General features: G+C 50.7%; 16 protein-coding genes. 9 read left to right on the plus strand and 7 right to left on the minus strand.

Annotation, left to right across the window (positions count from 1 at the left end; all coding sequences use genetic code 11):
• Positions 1–133 precede the first annotated feature (133 nt).
• The 6 genes from ACFO9Q_RS17915 to ACFO9Q_RS17940 all read left to right on the plus strand — a co-directional run bounded on the left by ACFO9Q_RS17915 (position 134) and on the right by ACFO9Q_RS17940 (position 6,997).
• Positions 134–934 carry a sugar phosphate isomerase/epimerase family protein gene (locus ACFO9Q_RS17915; protein ID WP_379184551.1) on the plus strand — a complete coding sequence of 267 codons (801 nt, stop codon included), beginning with the start codon at positions 134–136 and terminating at the stop codon, positions 932–934.
• The gene (locus tag ACFO9Q_RS17920) at positions 931–1,563 is read left to right on the plus strand and encodes a GntR family transcriptional regulator (protein ID WP_379184553.1); all 633 of its coding nucleotides are present in this window, start codon (positions 931–933) and stop codon (positions 1,561–1,563) included. The genes ACFO9Q_RS17915 and ACFO9Q_RS17920 overlap by 4 nt, the downstream gene beginning before the upstream one ends.
• A gap of 447 nt (positions 1,564–2,010) precedes the next feature.
• The gene (locus tag ACFO9Q_RS17925; protein WP_379184555.1) at positions 2,011–3,012 is read left to right on the plus strand and encodes a cyanophycinase; all 1,002 of its coding nucleotides are present in this window, start codon (positions 2,011–2,013) and stop codon (positions 3,010–3,012) included.
• Between the two features lie 419 nt (positions 3,013–3,431).
• The gene (gene hflX, locus ACFO9Q_RS17930; RefSeq protein ID WP_379184557.1) at positions 3,432–4,700 is read left to right on the plus strand and encodes a GTPase HflX; all 1,269 of its coding nucleotides are present in this window, start codon (positions 3,432–3,434) and stop codon (positions 4,698–4,700) included.
• A gap of 149 nt (positions 4,701–4,849) precedes the next feature.
• On the plus strand, positions 4,850–6,040 hold the full coding sequence (gene fabV / locus ACFO9Q_RS17935; protein WP_379184559.1) for an enoyl-ACP reductase FabV: 1,191 nt from the start codon (positions 4,850–4,852) through the stop codon (positions 6,038–6,040).
• A gap of 141 nt (positions 6,041–6,181) precedes the next feature.
• The gene (locus ACFO9Q_RS17940) at positions 6,182–6,997 is read left to right on the plus strand and encodes a hypothetical protein (RefSeq protein ID WP_379184561.1); all 816 of its coding nucleotides are present in this window, start codon (positions 6,182–6,184) and stop codon (positions 6,995–6,997) included.
• An 86-nt stretch (positions 6,998–7,083) separates the two neighbouring features.
• On the opposite strand, the gene ACFO9Q_RS17945 is transcribed toward ACFO9Q_RS17940, so the two are convergent.
• Together ACFO9Q_RS17945 and ACFO9Q_RS17950 are read right to left on the minus strand one after the other, a co-directional pair.
• Positions 7,084–8,985 carry a glycoside hydrolase family 30 beta sandwich domain-containing protein gene (locus ACFO9Q_RS17945; RefSeq protein ID WP_379184562.1) on the minus strand — a complete coding sequence of 634 codons (1,902 nt, stop codon included), beginning with the start codon at positions 8,983–8,985 and terminating at the stop codon, positions 7,084–7,086.
• Between the two features lie 174 nt (positions 8,986–9,159).
• The gene (locus ACFO9Q_RS17950) at positions 9,160–9,429 is read right to left on the minus strand and encodes a DUF7667 family protein (protein ID WP_379184564.1); all 270 of its coding nucleotides are present in this window, start codon (positions 9,427–9,429) and stop codon (positions 9,160–9,162) included.
• Positions 9,430–9,595: 166 nt separating this feature from the next.
• Between ACFO9Q_RS17950 and ACFO9Q_RS17955 the strand changes: the two genes are divergently transcribed.
• Positions 9,596–11,554, plus strand: a complete 1,959-nt coding sequence (locus tag ACFO9Q_RS17955; protein ID WP_379184566.1) for a methyl-accepting chemotaxis protein — start codon at positions 9,596–9,598, stop codon at positions 11,552–11,554.
• A 61-nt stretch (positions 11,555–11,615) separates the two neighbouring features.
• On the opposite strand, the gene ACFO9Q_RS17960 is transcribed toward ACFO9Q_RS17955, so the two are convergent.
• The gene (locus tag ACFO9Q_RS17960; RefSeq protein ID WP_379184568.1) at positions 11,616–12,527 is read right to left on the minus strand and encodes an NAD(P)-dependent alcohol dehydrogenase; all 912 of its coding nucleotides are present in this window, start codon (positions 12,525–12,527) and stop codon (positions 11,616–11,618) included.
• Positions 12,528–12,805: 278 nt separating this feature from the next.
• Between ACFO9Q_RS17960 and ACFO9Q_RS17965 the strand changes: the two genes are divergently transcribed.
• Positions 12,806–13,531 carry a phytanoyl-CoA dioxygenase family protein gene (locus ACFO9Q_RS17965; RefSeq protein WP_379184570.1) on the plus strand — a complete coding sequence of 242 codons (726 nt, stop codon included), beginning with the start codon at positions 12,806–12,808 and terminating at the stop codon, positions 13,529–13,531.
• Positions 13,532–13,640: 109 nt separating this feature from the next.
• On the opposite strand, the gene ACFO9Q_RS17970 is transcribed toward ACFO9Q_RS17965, so the two are convergent.
• The 4 genes from ACFO9Q_RS17970 to ACFO9Q_RS17985 form a co-directional block, all read right to left on the minus strand.
• The gene (locus ACFO9Q_RS17970) at positions 13,641–14,507 is read right to left on the minus strand and encodes a helix-turn-helix domain-containing protein (RefSeq protein WP_379184572.1); all 867 of its coding nucleotides are present in this window, start codon (positions 14,505–14,507) and stop codon (positions 13,641–13,643) included.
• Positions 14,508–14,599: 92 nt separating this feature from the next.
• On the minus strand, positions 14,600–15,952 hold the full coding sequence (locus tag ACFO9Q_RS17975) for an FAD-binding oxidoreductase (protein WP_379184574.1): 1,353 nt from the start codon (positions 15,950–15,952) through the stop codon (positions 14,600–14,602).
• A 154-nt stretch (positions 15,953–16,106) separates the two neighbouring features.
• Complete coding sequence (locus ACFO9Q_RS17980; protein WP_379184576.1) at positions 16,107–16,670, minus strand: dihydrofolate reductase family protein; 564 nt, start codon at positions 16,668–16,670, stop codon at positions 16,107–16,109.
• Positions 16,667–17,314 carry a GyrI-like domain-containing protein gene (locus ACFO9Q_RS17985; RefSeq protein ID WP_379184578.1) on the minus strand — a complete coding sequence of 216 codons (648 nt, stop codon included), beginning with the start codon at positions 17,312–17,314 and terminating at the stop codon, positions 16,667–16,669. Before ACFO9Q_RS17985 ends, ACFO9Q_RS17980 begins: the two co-directional genes overlap by 4 nt.
• Before the next feature lie 219 nt (positions 17,315–17,533).
• Between ACFO9Q_RS17985 and ACFO9Q_RS17990 the strand changes: the two genes are divergently transcribed.
• Positions 17,534–18,187, plus strand: coding sequence for a transcriptional regulator (locus tag ACFO9Q_RS17990; protein WP_379184580.1), 654 nt, complete (start codon positions 17,534–17,536; stop codon positions 18,185–18,187).
• Positions 18,188–18,317 lie beyond the last annotated feature (130 nt).

An 18,317-nucleotide genomic window follows, 5' to 3' on the forward strand; every position in this document is an offset into this window, starting at 1 on the left:
ACGCTTTCATGGTAGAATCATAACAAACGAAGGAATTGAATTCAATATGTATACAATTTATATTTTTCACCGTTGACATGAGGAAGGAGAGGCAGTTAAGCTTGCACTAATAAGGCGATACTGGAGGTATTCCATGCAGCTCGGCATTAGCACTTATACGCTTACTTGGTCATTCGGCGTTCCCGGCTACGAGAAGCCAATGAACGATTACACCCTTCATGACTTGATTGCAGCGGCGAGGGAGAGAGGCTTAACCCTCATCCAGATCGGCGATAATGTTCCTCTCCAGCACTGGTCTGACGCTGAACTGGCTGAGCTCAAGCTAGCCGCAGACGACGCTGGCGTTACGATTGAGCTAGGAACGCGAGGTACGGAGACCGCATTGCTGCGGAAGTACTTGGAGCTGGCTGTTCGACTGGACAGCTCACTCGTGAGGACCTTAATTACTGCGCCTCATCTAGAGGAGGCTGAGAGGGACTTGCAGGCCATTGCCGCCGAGTATGAGACGCACGGTGTTAGGCTCGCAATCGAGAATCACGGCCTTCATACGACCGCTCAGCTCGTGCAGCTATTCAGCAGTCTGAACAGCCCCGTCATTGCTTGCTGTCTGGATACCGTCAATTCCTTCGGAGCGCTTGAAGGTCCCGAGCAGGTCATCCATGCCTTAATGCCCTACACAGTTAACCTTCATATTAAGGACTTCGACATTCAGCGCGTCGACCATATGATGGGATTCACGGTACTTGGCACTCCGGCAGGTGCCGGACGGCTGCACATTCCCGAGCTCCTGCAGCAGCTCAGAGCGACGGGCAGGGAAGCGACAGCTATACTAGAGTTGTGGACACCATACACCCGTTCCGTGGAGGAGACCATCCAGCTGGAGCAGCAATGGATGGAGCAGAGCCTGGACTATCTGAAGGAGCTTATGACATGACCATTACGTTGAAGGAAAAAGCCTATATCCAGCTTAGACAGCTGATTCTTGGCGGAGAGATTAAGCCTGGCGTTCCCGTTACCGAGCAATCGCTAGTTGACCGACTGCAGATGAGCCGCACGCCGATTCGCGCAGCTATGGAGAGGCTGGCCGCTGAAGGGTTAGTGAACTATTCCTCGAACAAGGGGCTTAGTATCGCCGAGATGTCGCTGCAGCGGATTGTTGATTTTTTCGACTATCGGGTTGCACTGGAAGGTTATATTGCCCGCAAGCTGGCCGCTAGAGCATGGAGCGAGGAGGAGAAGAGCTGGTTCAAGGACAACCTAGCCGCTCAGGAGCAATGCATGAAGGAGCTCGACTTCGCCGGCTTCACGCAGGCGGACTCGGACTTCCACCGGCAATTGGTTCACCTCTACGATAATCAAGAGATGATTCAGACGATGGATCAACTCCAGGACAAGCTGTACCTCACGGCACTCAAGGTGCTTCGCAAGGACAACAGCCGTATCCAGCAATCCTACGCCGACCACGTCGCGATCGCTCAGCATCTCATGCAGGGCAACGCTGAGGAAGCAAGCCGCCTCATGGTAGACCACTTGGAGTACGGTAAGCAGATACTGATTCTATAATCAGTTGACCTGTGACTTAGGTGCACATATACAATGTACACCTAAGTCGACCGGCTGGCGTATGCGAGCAGCTGCTTGCTCATGTTGTTCCAGACTATACTCCTTCATCAACTTGACACTCTGCGCACCACTCTCTCTTCGCACAACATCTCACGCTGTTCCGCGTCATACTCACAATTCGCATCCCGCTCTTCCCGCGCTCCTCCCACCTAGCAACATTTGTTATATAACCTAACACAGCTTGTCCAATCGTTCATAATTTTTCACAATATTCTGCCTTTTAGGAACGTTTCTTGCTACGTTTTTTGTTATGCACCTGAGATTTTTTTCCTCTATGTCAGATTACATAACATATATTGGAGGTGAGATACCCTTAGACTCGCAACGATTGCGCTCCAAGCTTCAGTATGTTTCACATGATCATTACTAATCAGGAGGTATGTGAAGATGAAAAGAGTTGCATTGGTTATTATTGGTGCCCTGCTGTGTTCATTGGTGTCCGCCCTCTCCGCTTCGGCTGCAACGAACTATGACTACTTCTCACTAGGCAGTACAGCGGATGTCGCCCCTTCAACCAGCGGCGGAATGGTCATTATGGGCGGAAGCACCGACGTGGATGCTGCATTCGAGTGGATGATTAATCGTTCCGGCGGCGGCGACTTCGTCATCCTGCGCGCGTCAGGAACGGATGCCTACAACCCTTATGTGTACAATGATCTCGGCGGCGTCAACTCTGCGGAGACGATTATCGTCAAGAATCGAACAGGCGCCAACGACACCTTCGTCTATGACAAGATTCGGAAGGCTGAAGCTCTATTCATCGCTGGAGGAGACCAAGCGCTGTATGTCAACTACTTCAAGGATACGAAGGTTGAAGATGCTATCAATGAGCTTAAGACCCGCGGCGTTCCCATCGGAGGAACTTCAGCAGGAGCCATGATTATGGGCGAGCATGTCTATGATGCGAAGACGGGATCCGTGCTCACGAGCGAAGCGCTGCGCAATCCCTTCCACCGTTATCTATCCTTCACGAGAGACTTCAACTCTCTCTGGAACTTGAGTGATGTTATAGTCGATACTCACTTCTACGAGCGTGATCGGATGGGGCGTCTAGTGACCTTCCTGGCTCGTAATATATACGACGGCTGGGCGCCAGCGAACGGTGCTAAGGGAATCGGCGTCGATGAGCGGACGGCCTTCGTCGTAGAGCCGAGCGGAAGCGGTTATGTACTGGGTGAAGGCTACGTCTACTTCCTGAAGACAACGCAAGCCGCATCGACCATTATTTCCGGCAAGCCGCTTGTCATTAACGGCGTATCTACTTACCGAATTGCAGATTCCAGCTCCCAATCCTTCAATCTGAGTACTTGGACCGGCAGCGGCGGTACTTCTTACACATTAAGCGCGGCAGCCAGCAAGCTGACTTCCTCCAGAGGATCTGTATATTAGAATATAGCATATATCCCATTTTTGATTTGCTCCGGAAAACCAATCTATGTTACACTAGTGCCACTTAACGAAGAACGGAGGGTTACGTGTGATAGATTTTATCCGAGTTAGATTGTTGTGCAGCTAATTATAGCTCCTACAAGCTCTGCCTGCGCGCAGAGGACTCAGGATAGGTCTGTCCGCTAACCCAGCTTAGAGGCAGAGATTATATCACAGCAGATCGGCATTCAATAGGCAGCCTCTCTCATCCGGATGGAATCTTGAGCATTCCATCTGGAGCGAGCGGCTTGCTTGCTGCTTCCTATCTGAGTGAACCTTACCCTGATCTCCTCAGCGTGAACTGTGAACACAGGCAGAGCAAGACGGCCTGTGTTTTTTTGTTTTACCATCACAATTCATAACAAGAGGATGATGAACCTATGGAACAACAACCAAGGAATAGATCCATTATTGTCGGCGTTCAGCTGCAAAATCAAACCAACTTCGATTACTCCATGCTGGAACTCCGCAATCTGGCGGATGCCTGCAATATCGATGTCGCAGGCGAGCTTAGCCAGAAGGCGAGCCGCATTAATCCTTCCCATTACATCGGCATCGGGAAGGTAGAAGAACTGAAGGCTCTGGCCGAGGCTCATGAGGCTGAAGTTATTATTTTCAACGATGAGCTGTCCCCTTCCCAGATTCGCAATCTGGAAGCTGCGCTTGAGCGGACGGTCATCGACCGCACGATCCTCATCCTAGACATCTTCGCGGAGCGCGCGAATACAAGAGAAGCTCAGCTGCAAGTCGAAGTCGCTCGACTTCAATACATGCTGCCGCGGCTCGTCGGCCTTCGCGAATCACTCGGCAGGCAAGGCGGCGGTGCCGGCCTGAAGAATAGAGGCGCCGGGGAGACCAAGCTGGAGCTGGATCGCAGACGAATTGAGGAACGGATTACGATGCTGCAATCCGAGCTGGAGAAGCTGGTGGCCAGACGCCAGATTCAGCGCAAGCAGAGGCAGAAGAATGAAGTGCCGGTCGTCTGTCTCGTCGGGTATACCAATACGGGCAAGTCGAGCTTAATGAACGCGCTCATGGAGGCTTATAACTCGGGCACATTGAAGCAGGTGTTTGCGGAGAATATGCTTTTTGCAACGCTGGAGACTTCGGTCCGAAGCATTGATCTGCCTGATCACAAGTCCTTCCTCTTAACCGATACCGTTGGATTCGTCAGCCAGCTGCCCCATCACCTGGTCAAGGCATTCCGTTCTACATTGGAAGAGGTGGCTGAGGCCGACCTGCTCGTTCATGTCGTCGACTATGCTCACGAGGATTACGAGCAGCTCATCGCTGTGACGAATGAGACTCTGAAGGCGCTGGGAGCCAGTGATATTCCTACCATCTATGCTTATAACAAGTGCGACCTTGCCGAAGAGACTTACCCTAGGGTTGAGAATAACACCGTCTACCTCTCCGTCAAGGAGAAGAGCGGTCTCACGGAGTTAGTTGAGGTCATTCGCCGGCACATCTTCACGGACTATGTGGAATGCGACATTCTCATTCCTTACAGTGAGGGGCGCCTAGTCGCCTACTTCAATGAGCACGGCCATGTTCAATCGACCAGTTATGAGCCCGAGGGAACCCGCATGAAGCTGGAATGCCGATCGGCCGATCTGGCTAGATATCAGAACGAGATTACGGTGATGTAGCTGTCAGGTGCCCTAGCTGGAGCGGGATAGGAACAAAAATATGCAATTACTGGACGCAGCCCTTTCCATTCCTGGGGCAAATCCTATAGAATAGGTAAGAGTGTGTACGAGCAGCATCATAGCTTATTAGTAGAAAGGAACATTCCAATATGATTATTCAACCTAAAACCCGCGGGTTCATCTGCACGACAGCGCATCCGGAAGGCTGTGCGAGCCAAGTCCAGCGTCAAGTCGATTATGTGAAATCGAAGCCGGCCATCGATGGCCCTCGCAACGTGCTCGTCGTAGGAGCATCTACAGGCTATGGCCTAGCTTCACGCATCGTATCTTCATTCGCAGCAGGCGCTAACACCGTTGGCGTCTACTTCGACAAGGCTGCCGAAGGCGCCCGCACCGCTTCAGCAGGCTGGTACAACTCCGCAGCCTTCGAGCAAGCTGCTCTGGAAGCTGGACGCAAGTCGTACAGCATCGTCGGAGACGCTTTCTCCGATGAGATTAAGGCGAAGACCATCGATCTCATTAAGACGGAGCTGGGCCAGATTGATCTAATCATCTATAGTGTCGCTTCCCCGCGCCGCACCCATCCGAAGACGGGAGAGGTATTCTCCTCCGTCATTAAGCCGATAGGCGATACCTACTCTGCCAAGACCGTTAACTTCCATAATGGCGAAGTGTCCATTGCTACAATTGAGCCGGCTACTGAAGAAGAGATTCGTCAGACGGTTGCCGTCATGGGCGGCGAGGACTGGCAGATGTGGATCGACGAGCTGAGTGCGGCTGGTGTGCTGGCTGAGGGAGCAACTACGGTAGCCTACTCCTATATCGGACCGGAAGTGACTCACGCCGTCTATCGCGAAGGAACGATCGGAGCAGCGAAGAATGATCTAGAAGCAACGGCTCTTCGTCTGAACAAGCAGCTCGGCGCTGCTGGCGGACGTGCCTTCGTATCGGTGAACAAGGCTCTGGTTACTCAGTCCTCCTCCGCCATTCCTGTCGTCCCTCTCTACATCTCCGCCTTGTACAAGGTAATGAAGGAGAACGGTACGCATGAAGGCTGCATCGAGCAGATGTATCGTCTATTCTCCGAACGGTTGTACAGTGGCACCCCTGCAGCTGTTGACGAGAAGGGCCTCATCCGCGTTGACGATTGGGAGATGCGTCCTGAGATTCAAGCGGAGGTAGCTAAGCGTTGGGAAGAGTTAACGACGGAGAACGTCTATGAGCTGTCCGATCTGGAAGGCTACCGCCGCGAGTTCTTCCAGCTGTTCGGCTTCGAGACCGACGGGGTTGACTATGAAGCTGATGTGAATCCTGACGTTCAGATTCCTAATCTTCGCTAGGCCTGAACCCTTAACCTATAGGCAACGCCGGAACCGAATGTTCGGTTTCCGGCGTTTTTTTTGCTTCTTCTGTTTGATTTCACCCTACACCTTGAATTACACTTATTCTAATAGAACAACCTTGAAAGGCGGACGAAACCAATGAGTTACGCTCTATATATTGAGCCAGCTGCTTATACCAGCTTCGCAAGTGAAGCCGAGCAGATTGATCAGTGCAAGGACTGGGGACTGCTATCCGAGAAGGCAGTGAAGTCCAAGGCGTTCCATTATAAGGGAAGCGGGCAGCCGGTTCCCTGCACCATCGTTGGTTATGTTGACCAGATGACTGCTGTCATCAAGCTTGATCAGGAGCAGCTTCACTGCATTCACCCCTCCTATCTGAAGGAGATGCAAGCGGTTAGCTTCGGCTCGAGAGCGATAGCTGTGACCGCCCAAGCAAGCGAGGCGAATGAGAGCGCATTGCTTGCTTCTGCGGAGCGCGAGGCAGAGAGCCTTGCAGCGCTTGTGGACGAGCTTACTCTAGAGCAGCCTGTTCAAGTCGCACAAGCCCCGGCGGCTCCTTCTCCAGCTGAAGCCGGTGAACTGGCAGCCTCAGCTGAGGCTGCAGCAGCTCCTGCCAAGACTAAGGCGAAGAAGGAGCGAGCCCCTAAGCTCCAGCTTCCGGAAGAGAAGGTGGCGATGAGAGCAACGATTGCGGAATTCACAACCGTTCCGAACCACTTCGCAGATGAAGATGATGAGGTTATTGTCTATGAAGAGGTTGTCATGACAGTTAACGATGTAGACACTGAGGTAGGCTCCGCTTGGTCGAGCTACAGTGCAACCTTGAAGAAGCTGGAGCTTCAGGAGGGCGACGTGCTTACGTTCGAAGCGAAGATTGTAGCGAAGAAGCTGACCAGACATCCTGTTCCTTACAAGATTAACAATCCTTCCAAGCTTAAGAAGCAGGAAGCTTAATTGCTTCATACTTACGTTAACTTACTGACATTGACTTCCTATGTTAACTTACTAATTAGGGGCAGCCGATCGGCTGCCCCTTCGTTCTAATTAATTCTCACCAGCTCCAGATCGTCGAACACCGACCAGTTGCCTCCGTTCGCATCGGTCCATACCCCGATGTTCACCGTTCCACTTGTTACTTGGAAGGTTCCCGTCTCATACTTGGTCCAGCTGCTTACAGCGCCAGATCCAATCGAGGCCGTCACTTCCGCACCGCCATAACCGTTCGCATACAGATGCATCATATTCTGCCCGCCGCTTGATCGTACCCAACCCGACAGCTTGTATGTTCCGTTCGCCACACTGACTACTTGGGAAGTAAGCTGCTGATAAGCACTTGCATTGTAATGAACCAGCTTATAATTGCCTGAACGCTGACCGCCACTGTCTACACTGTGGGAGAGGGACTGCCCGCCAGGATGCCATTCAGTCCAGTTATTCAGATTCCCGGACTCGAATCCCGCATTCTGAATAGCATTCGTCTGATTCGAGGCCCCTCCTCCGCCCTGCCACTTGAACGTAACGGCAGCCTTAGCCGGCAACGTATACTCAATCTTCTGACCGTTCCATCGAACCTTGAATGTACTCTGGGACGTGCTATTATTGACTGCGAGCAGAGCTACGCTGCCGTCCGTATTCCTGAACGCGACGTTCTCGATGCCCCCGCTGAAGTTGTTCGTGTCGATGCGCACTGCTCCCGGCTTCACGAACTTTGTTAGATGCCCAAGTGCGTAATATTCCTCATTCTTCGTGTAAGTCCCGTTGGTAGAATCAATGGTAACGACCCCGCGGCAGTTCGTGCAGCCCCCGTTGATTGGCCCGTTGTTCTGATCCAGCGCCATATTCCACGTCTGTGTGGTCTTCGCCCAGTTGCGTGTCGCGCCAATAATAATGTTAGTCATGAACCACTTCATATTGTCGCCGAAGTCCGTTGCCCACCCGCCGCCAGAGCATTCCGTGAAGTAGATATTCTCAGTCGGATACTTATCCCGAATCGTCGTCTGCGGAGAGGCATTGTCTCCCCCGTAGCAGTGCCAGGCCGTACCGTCGATGTAGTTCCTAACATCTGCATCGGCTAACAGCTGGTCAGGGTACCAGGACTTATCCCAATTGTGGTCGAAGCCGATAATCTTGGTCGTAATGCTGTTGTTTGCAAAAGCAGGCCCCAAATGATTCTTAATAAAGCCCGCCTGTTCGGAAGGACCCATGCTCATGGAAGGATAGCCGGTCGTTGCATAGTCCGGTTCATTCTGAACAGTAATTGCGTGAACCGGCACGCCTTGAGCCGCGTAAGCTTGAATATATTTTACGAAGTAGTTCGCATAAGAGGCATACACGCCATTATCCCAATACTTCAGGTAAGAGCCGTGCAGCTGATCATTCACCTTCATCCAAGCCGGAGCAGACCAAGGACTGCCCATAATCATCATACTGCTGTTCTTGTTCATAGCGCTCTTGATTGTCGTAATGACATCCGCGTCCTTGGCGATGGAGAATCGGGTCAAGTTGTAATCCATCTCACCGACAGGAGCATCATTATACGTCCAGCTGCCATCTGGGTTATAGTCGGAGGCGCCAATCGTATGCCGGACCATGCTTATTCCGATTCCGCTGCCGCTGAACAAGTCATTCATCAGCCCTTCCCGCTGCGTGCTGTTCATCTTCTGCTGAATCAAGTAGGCGGATGAGCCGGTAATCGCCGCTCCTGCCCCGTCGAATGTCTGATAGGTTGTCCCTTCATTAACATCAATGGTCGTCGAGCTGCTCCCGCTGTCAGGCTGGAAGGTCAAGCTTGACTTCTGCGTTAATAGATTGGTCTTGTCTGCTGTCGTTAAGTAGACGCCGACCGTCTCTCCTGCGGCGGAAGCCGGCATAGGGAGCTGCATGACGAGCAGGCTTGCGGCTAATAGGGCGGATACGGGCTTGAACCATGAACGCTTCAACATGAATGAATGCCTCCTTTTATTTTGAATACGTTTACATTTTACCTTAGCCTCCTAGTCTAACAGCAACTGCACTTCACCGATCTGCCTCTGTTTATGCTCATTAGAGCCCCTCTATTATTCCGACTTTGCTGTTTTTTTGCGATATTGAACGAGGAAGACGGAAGCATGCCCCTGCTAGAGCAGCTTCATCTCAATGGCCTCAATCTGTGCGCACAGCTCATGATGCCAGGAGGTATCTCCGCAGTCATAGGCCACGAACGCAAGCGACTTCAAGCTGTCGAGCGTGCGAATCACGTCGAGGTTCACTGTTAAGCAATGATCCAGCTCCTGCTTCTCATGCAGTGACAGACATGGATAGCCCCCGTTCAATCTTGCCTTCAGCGTCAGCTCTGCGAGCCTGCGATGTACTGGATGAATACCAATCATACCCATACCTTCTTTCATGCGTAGTTTAGTCCTCTTCAGTTATTTCCCTTTGGATAGCATCGTACACTTACGATCGCTTCTATAATCTAATACTTTTCAAACAATTGTTGGGGTAAGATCTTAACATCTCGCGGGTATGATTAATCTCGTTCATCACTATATAGAGAATAAGGGGAGCCATTCATTGAAGAAGCTACTACGAATACAATTATCGTTAAAAAGCAAGCTCATTATCTCCTTCGCCGCTATCCTGTTCATCCCGTGCTTGACGCTTGGCTGGTTCGCTTATCAGACGTCCATGACGAACGTAGAGAAGCAGATGAAGAGTGCAACTAGAGAGAACGTACAATCACTGAATAAGCTTATTGAAGAATACATTGCACCGATTCAGAAGAACGTCGACTACCTCTCCCTAAGTCTGCCTGAGGAGGGGCAGGTGAACAGCTTCCTTCATGCGTTCCAATCCGTTCATCCCGAGCTGAAGACCACCTTCGTCGGTACGTCCGCGGGACTGATGTTCCTTAATCCGGAGGAGAAGCTTCCGGAAGGCTTCGATCCAAGGGAGAGGCCTTGGTACAAGGCGGCCATGCAGCAGGCAGGCAAGACAATCATCACAGACCCTTACGTCAATGCAACGAATGGTGAGATTGTCATCACGCTTGCCAGAGCAAGTGCTGACGGAGCCAAGGTCGTTGGCGTTGACCTGAATATGACGCAATTGGCCCAAGAGGTCATGCAGGTCAAGATTGGCAACAAGGGCTATATGACGCTTGTAGACAGATCACAGACGTATCTGGTCCACCCAACGCAAAAAGCCGGTACCGCCGTACCTGAGCAGCTTGCCAAGCTGATGTTCGCCGGCAGCGAAACCTCCTTCGAATCCGAGCAAGGCGGACAGGCCATGACATCTGTTGTAGCCACCAACACCTTAACCGGCTGGAAGATCGCAGGGAATCTATCTCTTCAAGAGATTAAGAATGAAGCTTCCGTCTTCCTGCGCAATACGGTCATTATTGTCCTGCTGGCTGTCTTAATCGGCTCGGTTGTTATCTACTTCATCATTCGCTCTATCATAGTTCCTGTTAAGAACCTGATAGCCGTGACGGATCAAGTAAGCAAGGGCAACCTCAGCATTCAAGTGGAGGACTCAACCTCCAAGGATGAGATTGCGCAGCTCGGCCAATCCTTCAATCGAATGGTTGACTCACTTAGAGAAGTATTACGAGAAGTTAGCCAGACTTCCAGCTCATTAGCGGCATCATCCGAAGAGCTGACGGCAAGCTCCGAACAGACGGCTCATGCTACACAATATATCGCTGAGAATATTGGACAGATGGCTGAAGGGGCAGAGCTGCAGATTGGAAGCGTGAAGCAGGGTTCACGACTGGTGAACGCGATGTCGCAGGATGTACTGGGCATCGCTCCCACGGCCAAGGAAGTGTCCGAGCATGCTACACTCGCTGCTCATATCTCGATGGAGGGCAATGCCACCATACAGACGGCATTATCTCAGATGAATGCGATGAAGGCTACAGTGGAGAGCTTGTCCGTTGTCATTCGCAATCTAACGACGAAGTCTAATGAGATTAGCGAGATAGTATCGCTCATCAGCGACATCTCCTCACAGACCAATCTGCTGTCACTGAATGCCTCCATTGAGGCGGCTCGTGCAGGTGAGCACGGCCGCGGCTTCGAGGTAGTCGCGAAGGAAGTGAAGAAGCTGTCGGAGCAGACGGAGCGTTCATCCAAGCAGATTATTACGATGATTGGGGTCGTTCAGAGCGAGGCGAAGCAAGCTGTCCGGTCCATGGATAATACCCATGCAGAGGTAACCGAAGGAATGAGCGTGATGAATCGGGCAGGAGAGCTGTTCGGTCAGATTCAGCATGCTGTCGTGGAATTAGAAGGACAGATACAGAACGTCTCCACAGCGTCGCAGCAGATATCGGGTGGAGCGGAACAGACCATACAGGCGATGGATGCCATCATGAGCGTCGTTGAAGAGAGTGCTTCTGCTACGCAGAATGTGTCTGCAGCAGCACAGCAGCAGCTTGCTTCAATGGAAGAGATAGCGGCCTCCTCCGAAGCACTGTCCAAGATGGCCATAGAGCTGCAAGAGATGAACGAGAAGTTCACGATGTAAGAAGCGGAATACACGAGGAAGTGCCGGTATCCCATATGAAGAGGGAATACCGGCACTTTATTTATGTGACCAGAATGACGACACTCCCTCTCTTATGCCCTTCATCCACATAGGCATGAGCCTGTCGCATATGCTCCAGCGGATAGCTGCGATCGATGACGGCCGCTAATTTCCCCTCTTCTACCAGTTCCTTCAGCAACACGAGATCCTCTGTCCGCTCCTTCGCAACGCCCTGTCCTTCTACAGAGACGAATCGCCCATTCGGGGCTAACACCTTCCTTGCACTTCCTCTTGAACTCTTCCCTACAGCGTCGAAGATCAGATCATAGCGCTCTGTGCTAAGCGTGTAATCCTCGGTTGTGTAGTCAATCACCTTATCCGCGCCCAGAGATCTAACCAATTCCAGATTCGCCGTACTGCACACGCCAGTCACTTCGGCCCCATAATACTTGGCAAGCTGCACAGCTGAGGTGCCAACTGCTCCAGATGCCCCATAGATCAGTACTTTTTGGCCGCTCTGAATGTTCCCCTTACGGTAGAAGTGCAAGGCTGTCGTACCGCCGAAGGATATTGCCGCAGCTTGCTCATAGGTCGCATTCGCCGGCTTTGTTGCGATCAGTGCTGTCTCGGGAAGACACACGTATTCCGCATATCCTCCGAACCTCATCCCCGTCATGGCGAATATGGGATCGCCTTCCTTGAACCGCTTCACATGACGACCTACCGCTTCAACCTCTCCCGCTAACTCCACGCCAAGTATCGGCTTCCTAGGCTTGCGAAGGCCCAAGACGATTCGCATCGGCAGCCAGTACAGGAACGGACATTCGAACGCCCGTGCTCTGCAATCGCCGGAGTTGACGGTCGTTGCATGAATCTTGATTAGAATCTCATGGTCTTTGGGCTTAGGCTTAGGAACCTCTTGCAGCTTCAGCACCTCAGGCGAACCGTACCTCGTGCATAGAATCGCTCTCATTTGTCAGCCTCCATCCTTCGAAATAGTCAATCTACAGTTATGAGTACATATCCTTTTTTATACCCTTCCAATGGATATCAATTCCTCATAAGCGCTATTGTCCGGCTAATGATTATAATCGCTGTATCAGCTATCCATAACCTATACATAACCTATAAGAATAGCTGATAATAAGCACACTTCTTCCGAGGATGCGTCAAGCGCGCCAGCCATATATTGCTTATGCTAGACATGTAGATAGCAGGAGCCAATTATAGGACGAGAGGAAGATCAGAAGGATGAATACAAGCACACTTAACACTCAAGAGGTTATGAATTACAAGAAGGATGGGTATGTGTTACACCATAAGCAGGTATTCACCCCGCAGAAGTTGCGCCTGCTGGAGACCATATTCGAAGAGCACTTGGCAGAGAAGGGATCCAAGCTGTCCGACGAACTGGATAAGCCTCATCTGCGTGACCCCCGTCTCTTAGAATTTCTGTTATGCGATGAAGTGCTGGATCTGGTCGAACCGTTAATCGGACCCAATATCGGACTGTGGTCGAGCCACTTCATCTGCAAGGAACCCTATACAGGCAGGGCTACGCCGTGGCATGAAGACTCTGCCTATTGGAATGGCAAGCTCGCTTCCTATGATCATATCGTGACGCTATGGCTGGCCATTGACCCTAGTAACCAAGAGAATGGATGCATGAGAGTCATACCCGGCACGCACCATAACGGATTCTCAGAATATATATCGGTAGACAGCAGCCGCAACACCTTCGATAGTGAGATTAAGAACGTAGATGAGTCGGCTGCCGTCTACTTCGAGCTTGACAAGGGAGAGTGTTCGCTGCACGACTCGCGTATTATCCATGGCGCAGCACCGAACACCAGTCCTTACCGCCGGTGCGGCTATACGATGAGGTACTTCGCTGCAGACATTAAGGTGCTGGACGGCCGGCAACTATGGCTGGCTAGAGGGAAGGATCTGGCCGGGAACTCCTACGAGAATGTATAGGTTACAATAGCAAGGAGCCAAGCATTCATCCTGCGGGATGTCTGCTTGGCTCCTTCTTAATTACCCTGGAACTGGAATGTCGCTTAGTTGATGTACCGTCTGACATGATCTATTCCTTGGACTTAGACTCTGCTGACTTGCGTGATTGTGTAGGGGTCATGCCATATCGCTTCTTGAACACTCTCTCGAAGTAGTTCAGCGTATGGAAGCCGGAGGCATAACAAGCCTCCGTCACCGTAACATCCGTGGAACGAAGCAGCGACATGGCGAATTGAAGCCGAAGCTGCAATACGTATTGCTGCATCGGTATGCCAGTCTCCCGGTGGAAGCACTCGCTGAAGTAGTTGGGTGACAGTCCCGCCTGCACGGCTAGCTGCTTCAAGGATAGCGGCTCTCGAAAATGATGCTGGATAAACATCAGCACTTCGCGAATAACAGTTGGCATATCACTCCCAGGCGATGCTGGTGCATGCGGCTGCTCCAACTGGGCCCTGCCTAAGTCAAGTAATATACGATTCAGCGTATAACGGATTGCTAGATGGCGTCCTGGTTGATTGCTCTGATATTCACTCCATAATCGGTGGAAGTCTGCAACCATGTTCGACTCTCCCGATGAATTCACAGTATGAATCCGCTTATTAGGCTTGAATAGCATCGTGTATACTTCAGGCTCGATGAGCTGCTCGGTGAATAGCACGTTATACTTGCGCAGAGGGACTTGTTGTCCTGGGAATATATCGTGGAAGTCGGCTGGGGTTAACAATAGAACCGCACCCTGGTTCAACTGCTCCTCAAGACCGTTACAATGATGGGAACCATCGCCTTCCAAGATGCAGCTAAGCTCATAGAATTCATGCCAGTGCAGCCCTACGGGACGATAGAGCTCGTTCAACATCATATGGAAGGGGCTGCGTTCCCCTTGCTTCCCATCATCGAATTGCTCCATGAGCAGTCTGGTCGGCTCTTGTCGCTCCATGCTTTCCCCTCCTAGACTCGGCGGCAACTACCCAACAGGTCCCTGTCGTCCGGCAACGAAGGAGCTGTGAAGCTGATTAATTAACTATTATATCACCGTTTATGGTTAGCAGGAGGGATGCTTTGCGGATTGTTGAATATATTTTTCGGGTCGTACTTTGCTTTTACTCTCCGCAATCTAGGGAAGTTGGCACCATAATAGACCGGTCCGGAATTTTTGATTCCTTGATCTGGAACATTGATATAGGACCCAACAATATAAGGCTGCAGCTTCCGGCGCGTTTGGCGAACGATTGCGATGTTTCTCGGAGCCGCGGACGGCTTCAGCCAAGAGCTGTTCCATTCGACATAGAACTGTGCATCCCGCCAGTAGAATGCGGTTGATCGCGGCGACTTCCGGCTTACCGCCCCTCCCCAGTTCAGGAAGAAGAATCCTGCGAATTGTCCCTCTACATTTTCAAGAAACTGACGCATAGCTTTGATTGCTTTATTCGTGAACGGCTTTCTGCCGAACCCCGAAGAGAACTGGTTGCTCTCTCTCTGCGTGAGGATCGGGTCAGGAGGCAGCAGGAACTTCACGGCTTCTGTATAAGGGAGCAGCCGTATGATTGAGCTTGTCGGCGTACCTACGCTTGTGACTGGCTTCAATAGACGGAGGGCTTCCGTTTTTGATCCGAGGAATAATCCTTCCATGGAGACGTTACCGCCTTTTTTGGGACCGATGGACAACTCACTGCCTAGCTTGTTGTTCACGAATGGAGCCCATCTTTGCCAGGCTTTCAACACCTCTTCGAATTGAGCCCATGGCCATGTAATGCGATAGACAGTCGCTTTTGCCGGAGCAGGATGCACTTTGAACTTATACTTGGTGTATACCCCGAAGTTGCCGCCCCCTCCGCCGCGGGTAGCCCATAGCAGATCGGAGTTGCATTTGCTATTGGCACGAATGACCTTGCCCTTGGCATCCACCATTTCGAGCGCGAGCAGATTATCACTTATGAGACCTATGGAACGCTGAAGCGGGCCAATACCCCCACCGGGTGTTATACCGCCGATGCCAACCGTAGGACTATCGCCGAATGGTGCAATGAATCCTTGCTTTGCCAGCGTATTTGCAATTCTCCCCACTCGGTTGCCTGTGCCGACCACAACGGTGCCGGCTTTTTTGTTCAGCTTAATCTGATTAAGCTTAGTTGTATCAATGACTAATCCACCATTCACCTGGGACAGGTTCACTTCCAAGGAATGTCTCCCGCTTCTTGGCCTGATCGGCACCTTATTTTCACGAGCCCACTTTATAGCATTAGACACATCCTGTGTCCTCTGTGCGAATACGAATACTTTAGGGAATCTGTCCGTATGCGGATCCCAGTTTTTGCGTGCAGCTTCATATCCCGGATCGCCTCTGAAGATGACAAGTCCAGTAAGCTTTGTTCTACCCTTCAATGCAGACAACTCCTCTATAGGAAATAATGACACTCTACCTATGCCAGACCTCTATATGGTATGAAGGGCATTCGTACAAGGATTGGGCTGGTGGATGGGTGTTGTATGAACAAAAAAAAAAATAACGCACCTCTGTTAGGTGCGTTAAGGAAGACTAGACAGTAGGATGACGGTAAGTAAGGAGTACGTTACCCGATCGGAACGCCTTCGTGCCTGTTAGCTCCATCCTAACCTTGTTATCAATTCCTGAGAATAGCGGCATGCCCTTTCCTAAGACTATTGGATTTACAATAATGCAATACTCATCTATTAAGTGATAGGGCATGATTGTACGAATGAGCTCGGAGCTGCCCAGTATGACTAAGTCTTTACCTGGCTGCTTCTTGAGCATACGTAATTGTTCGACCGGACTGTCCTGAATGTAAATTGTGTTCTCCCATGCGGTCTTGCTTGGATGTCTTGATGTGACGACGAGCTTGGGCAATGTATTCATGAATAGAGCAACTTCAGGATGATGCTCTCTAGCATAAGGTGTTGGCCAATAGTCAACCATTAACTCATAGGTTCTTCTGCCCAATAGGAGGCCATCAACCGAGCGCAGCACAGCTAGTGAATACTCCATATATTCCTCATCTGCAACGTGCCAGTCGACTTCTCCATTCGGGCCAGCGTAGCAGCCGTCCATTGTAACCATCATTTGAACAATAATTTTCCTCATCCTTCACGCTCCTCCACTTGAATTCGCAGTACCGTCTTAAGCTTTTCCTGCTGAGTTTTACGAGGATCCGATAGATAAATTTCCCGATGAAGCTTGCTAGCCCGGGTATAGCCATTTTGTTTACAGAATGCTTCCATTGCAGCAAAGCTTTTTGGTTCCTCGTCGAAGCTTCCTACGTGCATTATCTGACAACACAATCCTTCCTCGACATGCTCGAATTGGACATGGTCAAGGTGCGAATTTGGCTTTTTCTTTTTCGTCTGTTCCAGGAATCGCTCGAACCAGGATGGTGTTAGAAAGTCAGGCTGACGAATCATCATCGTATACTTCAAGTTGTTTTTGTCCGCAGCTGACTTAGTCCGGTCAACCAGGTCCCACACACCCTCTAGTGGGAACACCGTGTATTCATAATATCCCTCGGGCACTTCGTCTCCTCTGTAAGACATTCTCACCGCATAGCTTAAGCTATATAAGGCCTCTACCACTCTGCTGAATTCCTCGCCGTTGGGGTTGCCAGAGCCGCTTACTGTGATGAACGGCATCCTCGGCACGTCCACGATGACCGGTGAGGTTTTGGGCAGATACAGTGCTTTGTAATCCTTCTTGTAATCTACTTTTTTACTCATCGCTACTTTTTCACTCATCGTTTGAGTTCACACTCCTCCATGATTGTTTTGTAATATTCTAACATGTCTTCTTCCAGAAGTTATCCTATAACGAGATTTCCTATCCTTGATCCTAGGAATCCTCGGAGATATACTAATCACTACGGAATGAAGCACATGCCGCTTTGATACCTTAATGGTATCGAGGCGGCATTTCTTTTTTTGGGGAGAGAGAGAGAGAGAGAGGGGCTAGCTTATATGTTCAAGTATGAGTACGAGCTATGGATGCAGAAGCAGATCCAGCAGGAGAAGAATCATCGAAGATCAGAGCTCCTGCAAAAAGGGCTCAGCCATGGAACGGTGGAGTTGCTGCGCTCCATCTGGTATCCCGTTGTCGGCAACTTCGATCACTTGTATCCGGAATGGGAGGTACGCGACTACAATAACGGCTACCGGTATCTTGATCTAGCCTATATGCCGGGGAATGTGAAGGGAGATATTGAGGTTCATGATTATCGGACACATGCTAGGGACTTGGATACACGGCGCTTCAAGGATCTGTGCCGAAGACAGAGTTTATTATCACTCGATGATTGGATTTATTTCCCGATTGCCTATCTATCCATACGGGATGAACCTGAATATTGTAAGCAGTTGATCTTATCGTTCATTGGGAAGTTTGTATCGTCCAATGTGGGTGCCAGTCTAGACTGCGTAGAGTCAGAGACGGTGCGATATGCGCGACGAGTGTTGAGGCCTTTCACACCACTGGAACTTGCGCAGCATCTAAGAGTAACCGATCGTTACGCTAGGAAAGTGCTGCATAGGTTGGTGGAGAAGCAGCTGCTGAACGTCGTTGGAGGGAATTTAAGATTTCGGTCATACCAGCTTAATGTCGGCCGGCACTTGTAATTTGTAATTAGTATGGAGCATTTATGCAAAGGAGGGCAAGAAGAAAAAGAAGAGAAAGGAAGGCTAAACATTCCTGTATACGCTAATATTTCGGCTTAGACAAAAACAGGAGCGCCTCGTATGATGGGGG

Origin of the sequence: Paenibacillus sp. GCM10023252 (assembly GCF_042653305.1) — a bacterium.
Taxonomy (GTDB): Bacteria; Bacillota; Bacilli; order Paenibacillales; family Paenibacillaceae; genus Pristimantibacillus.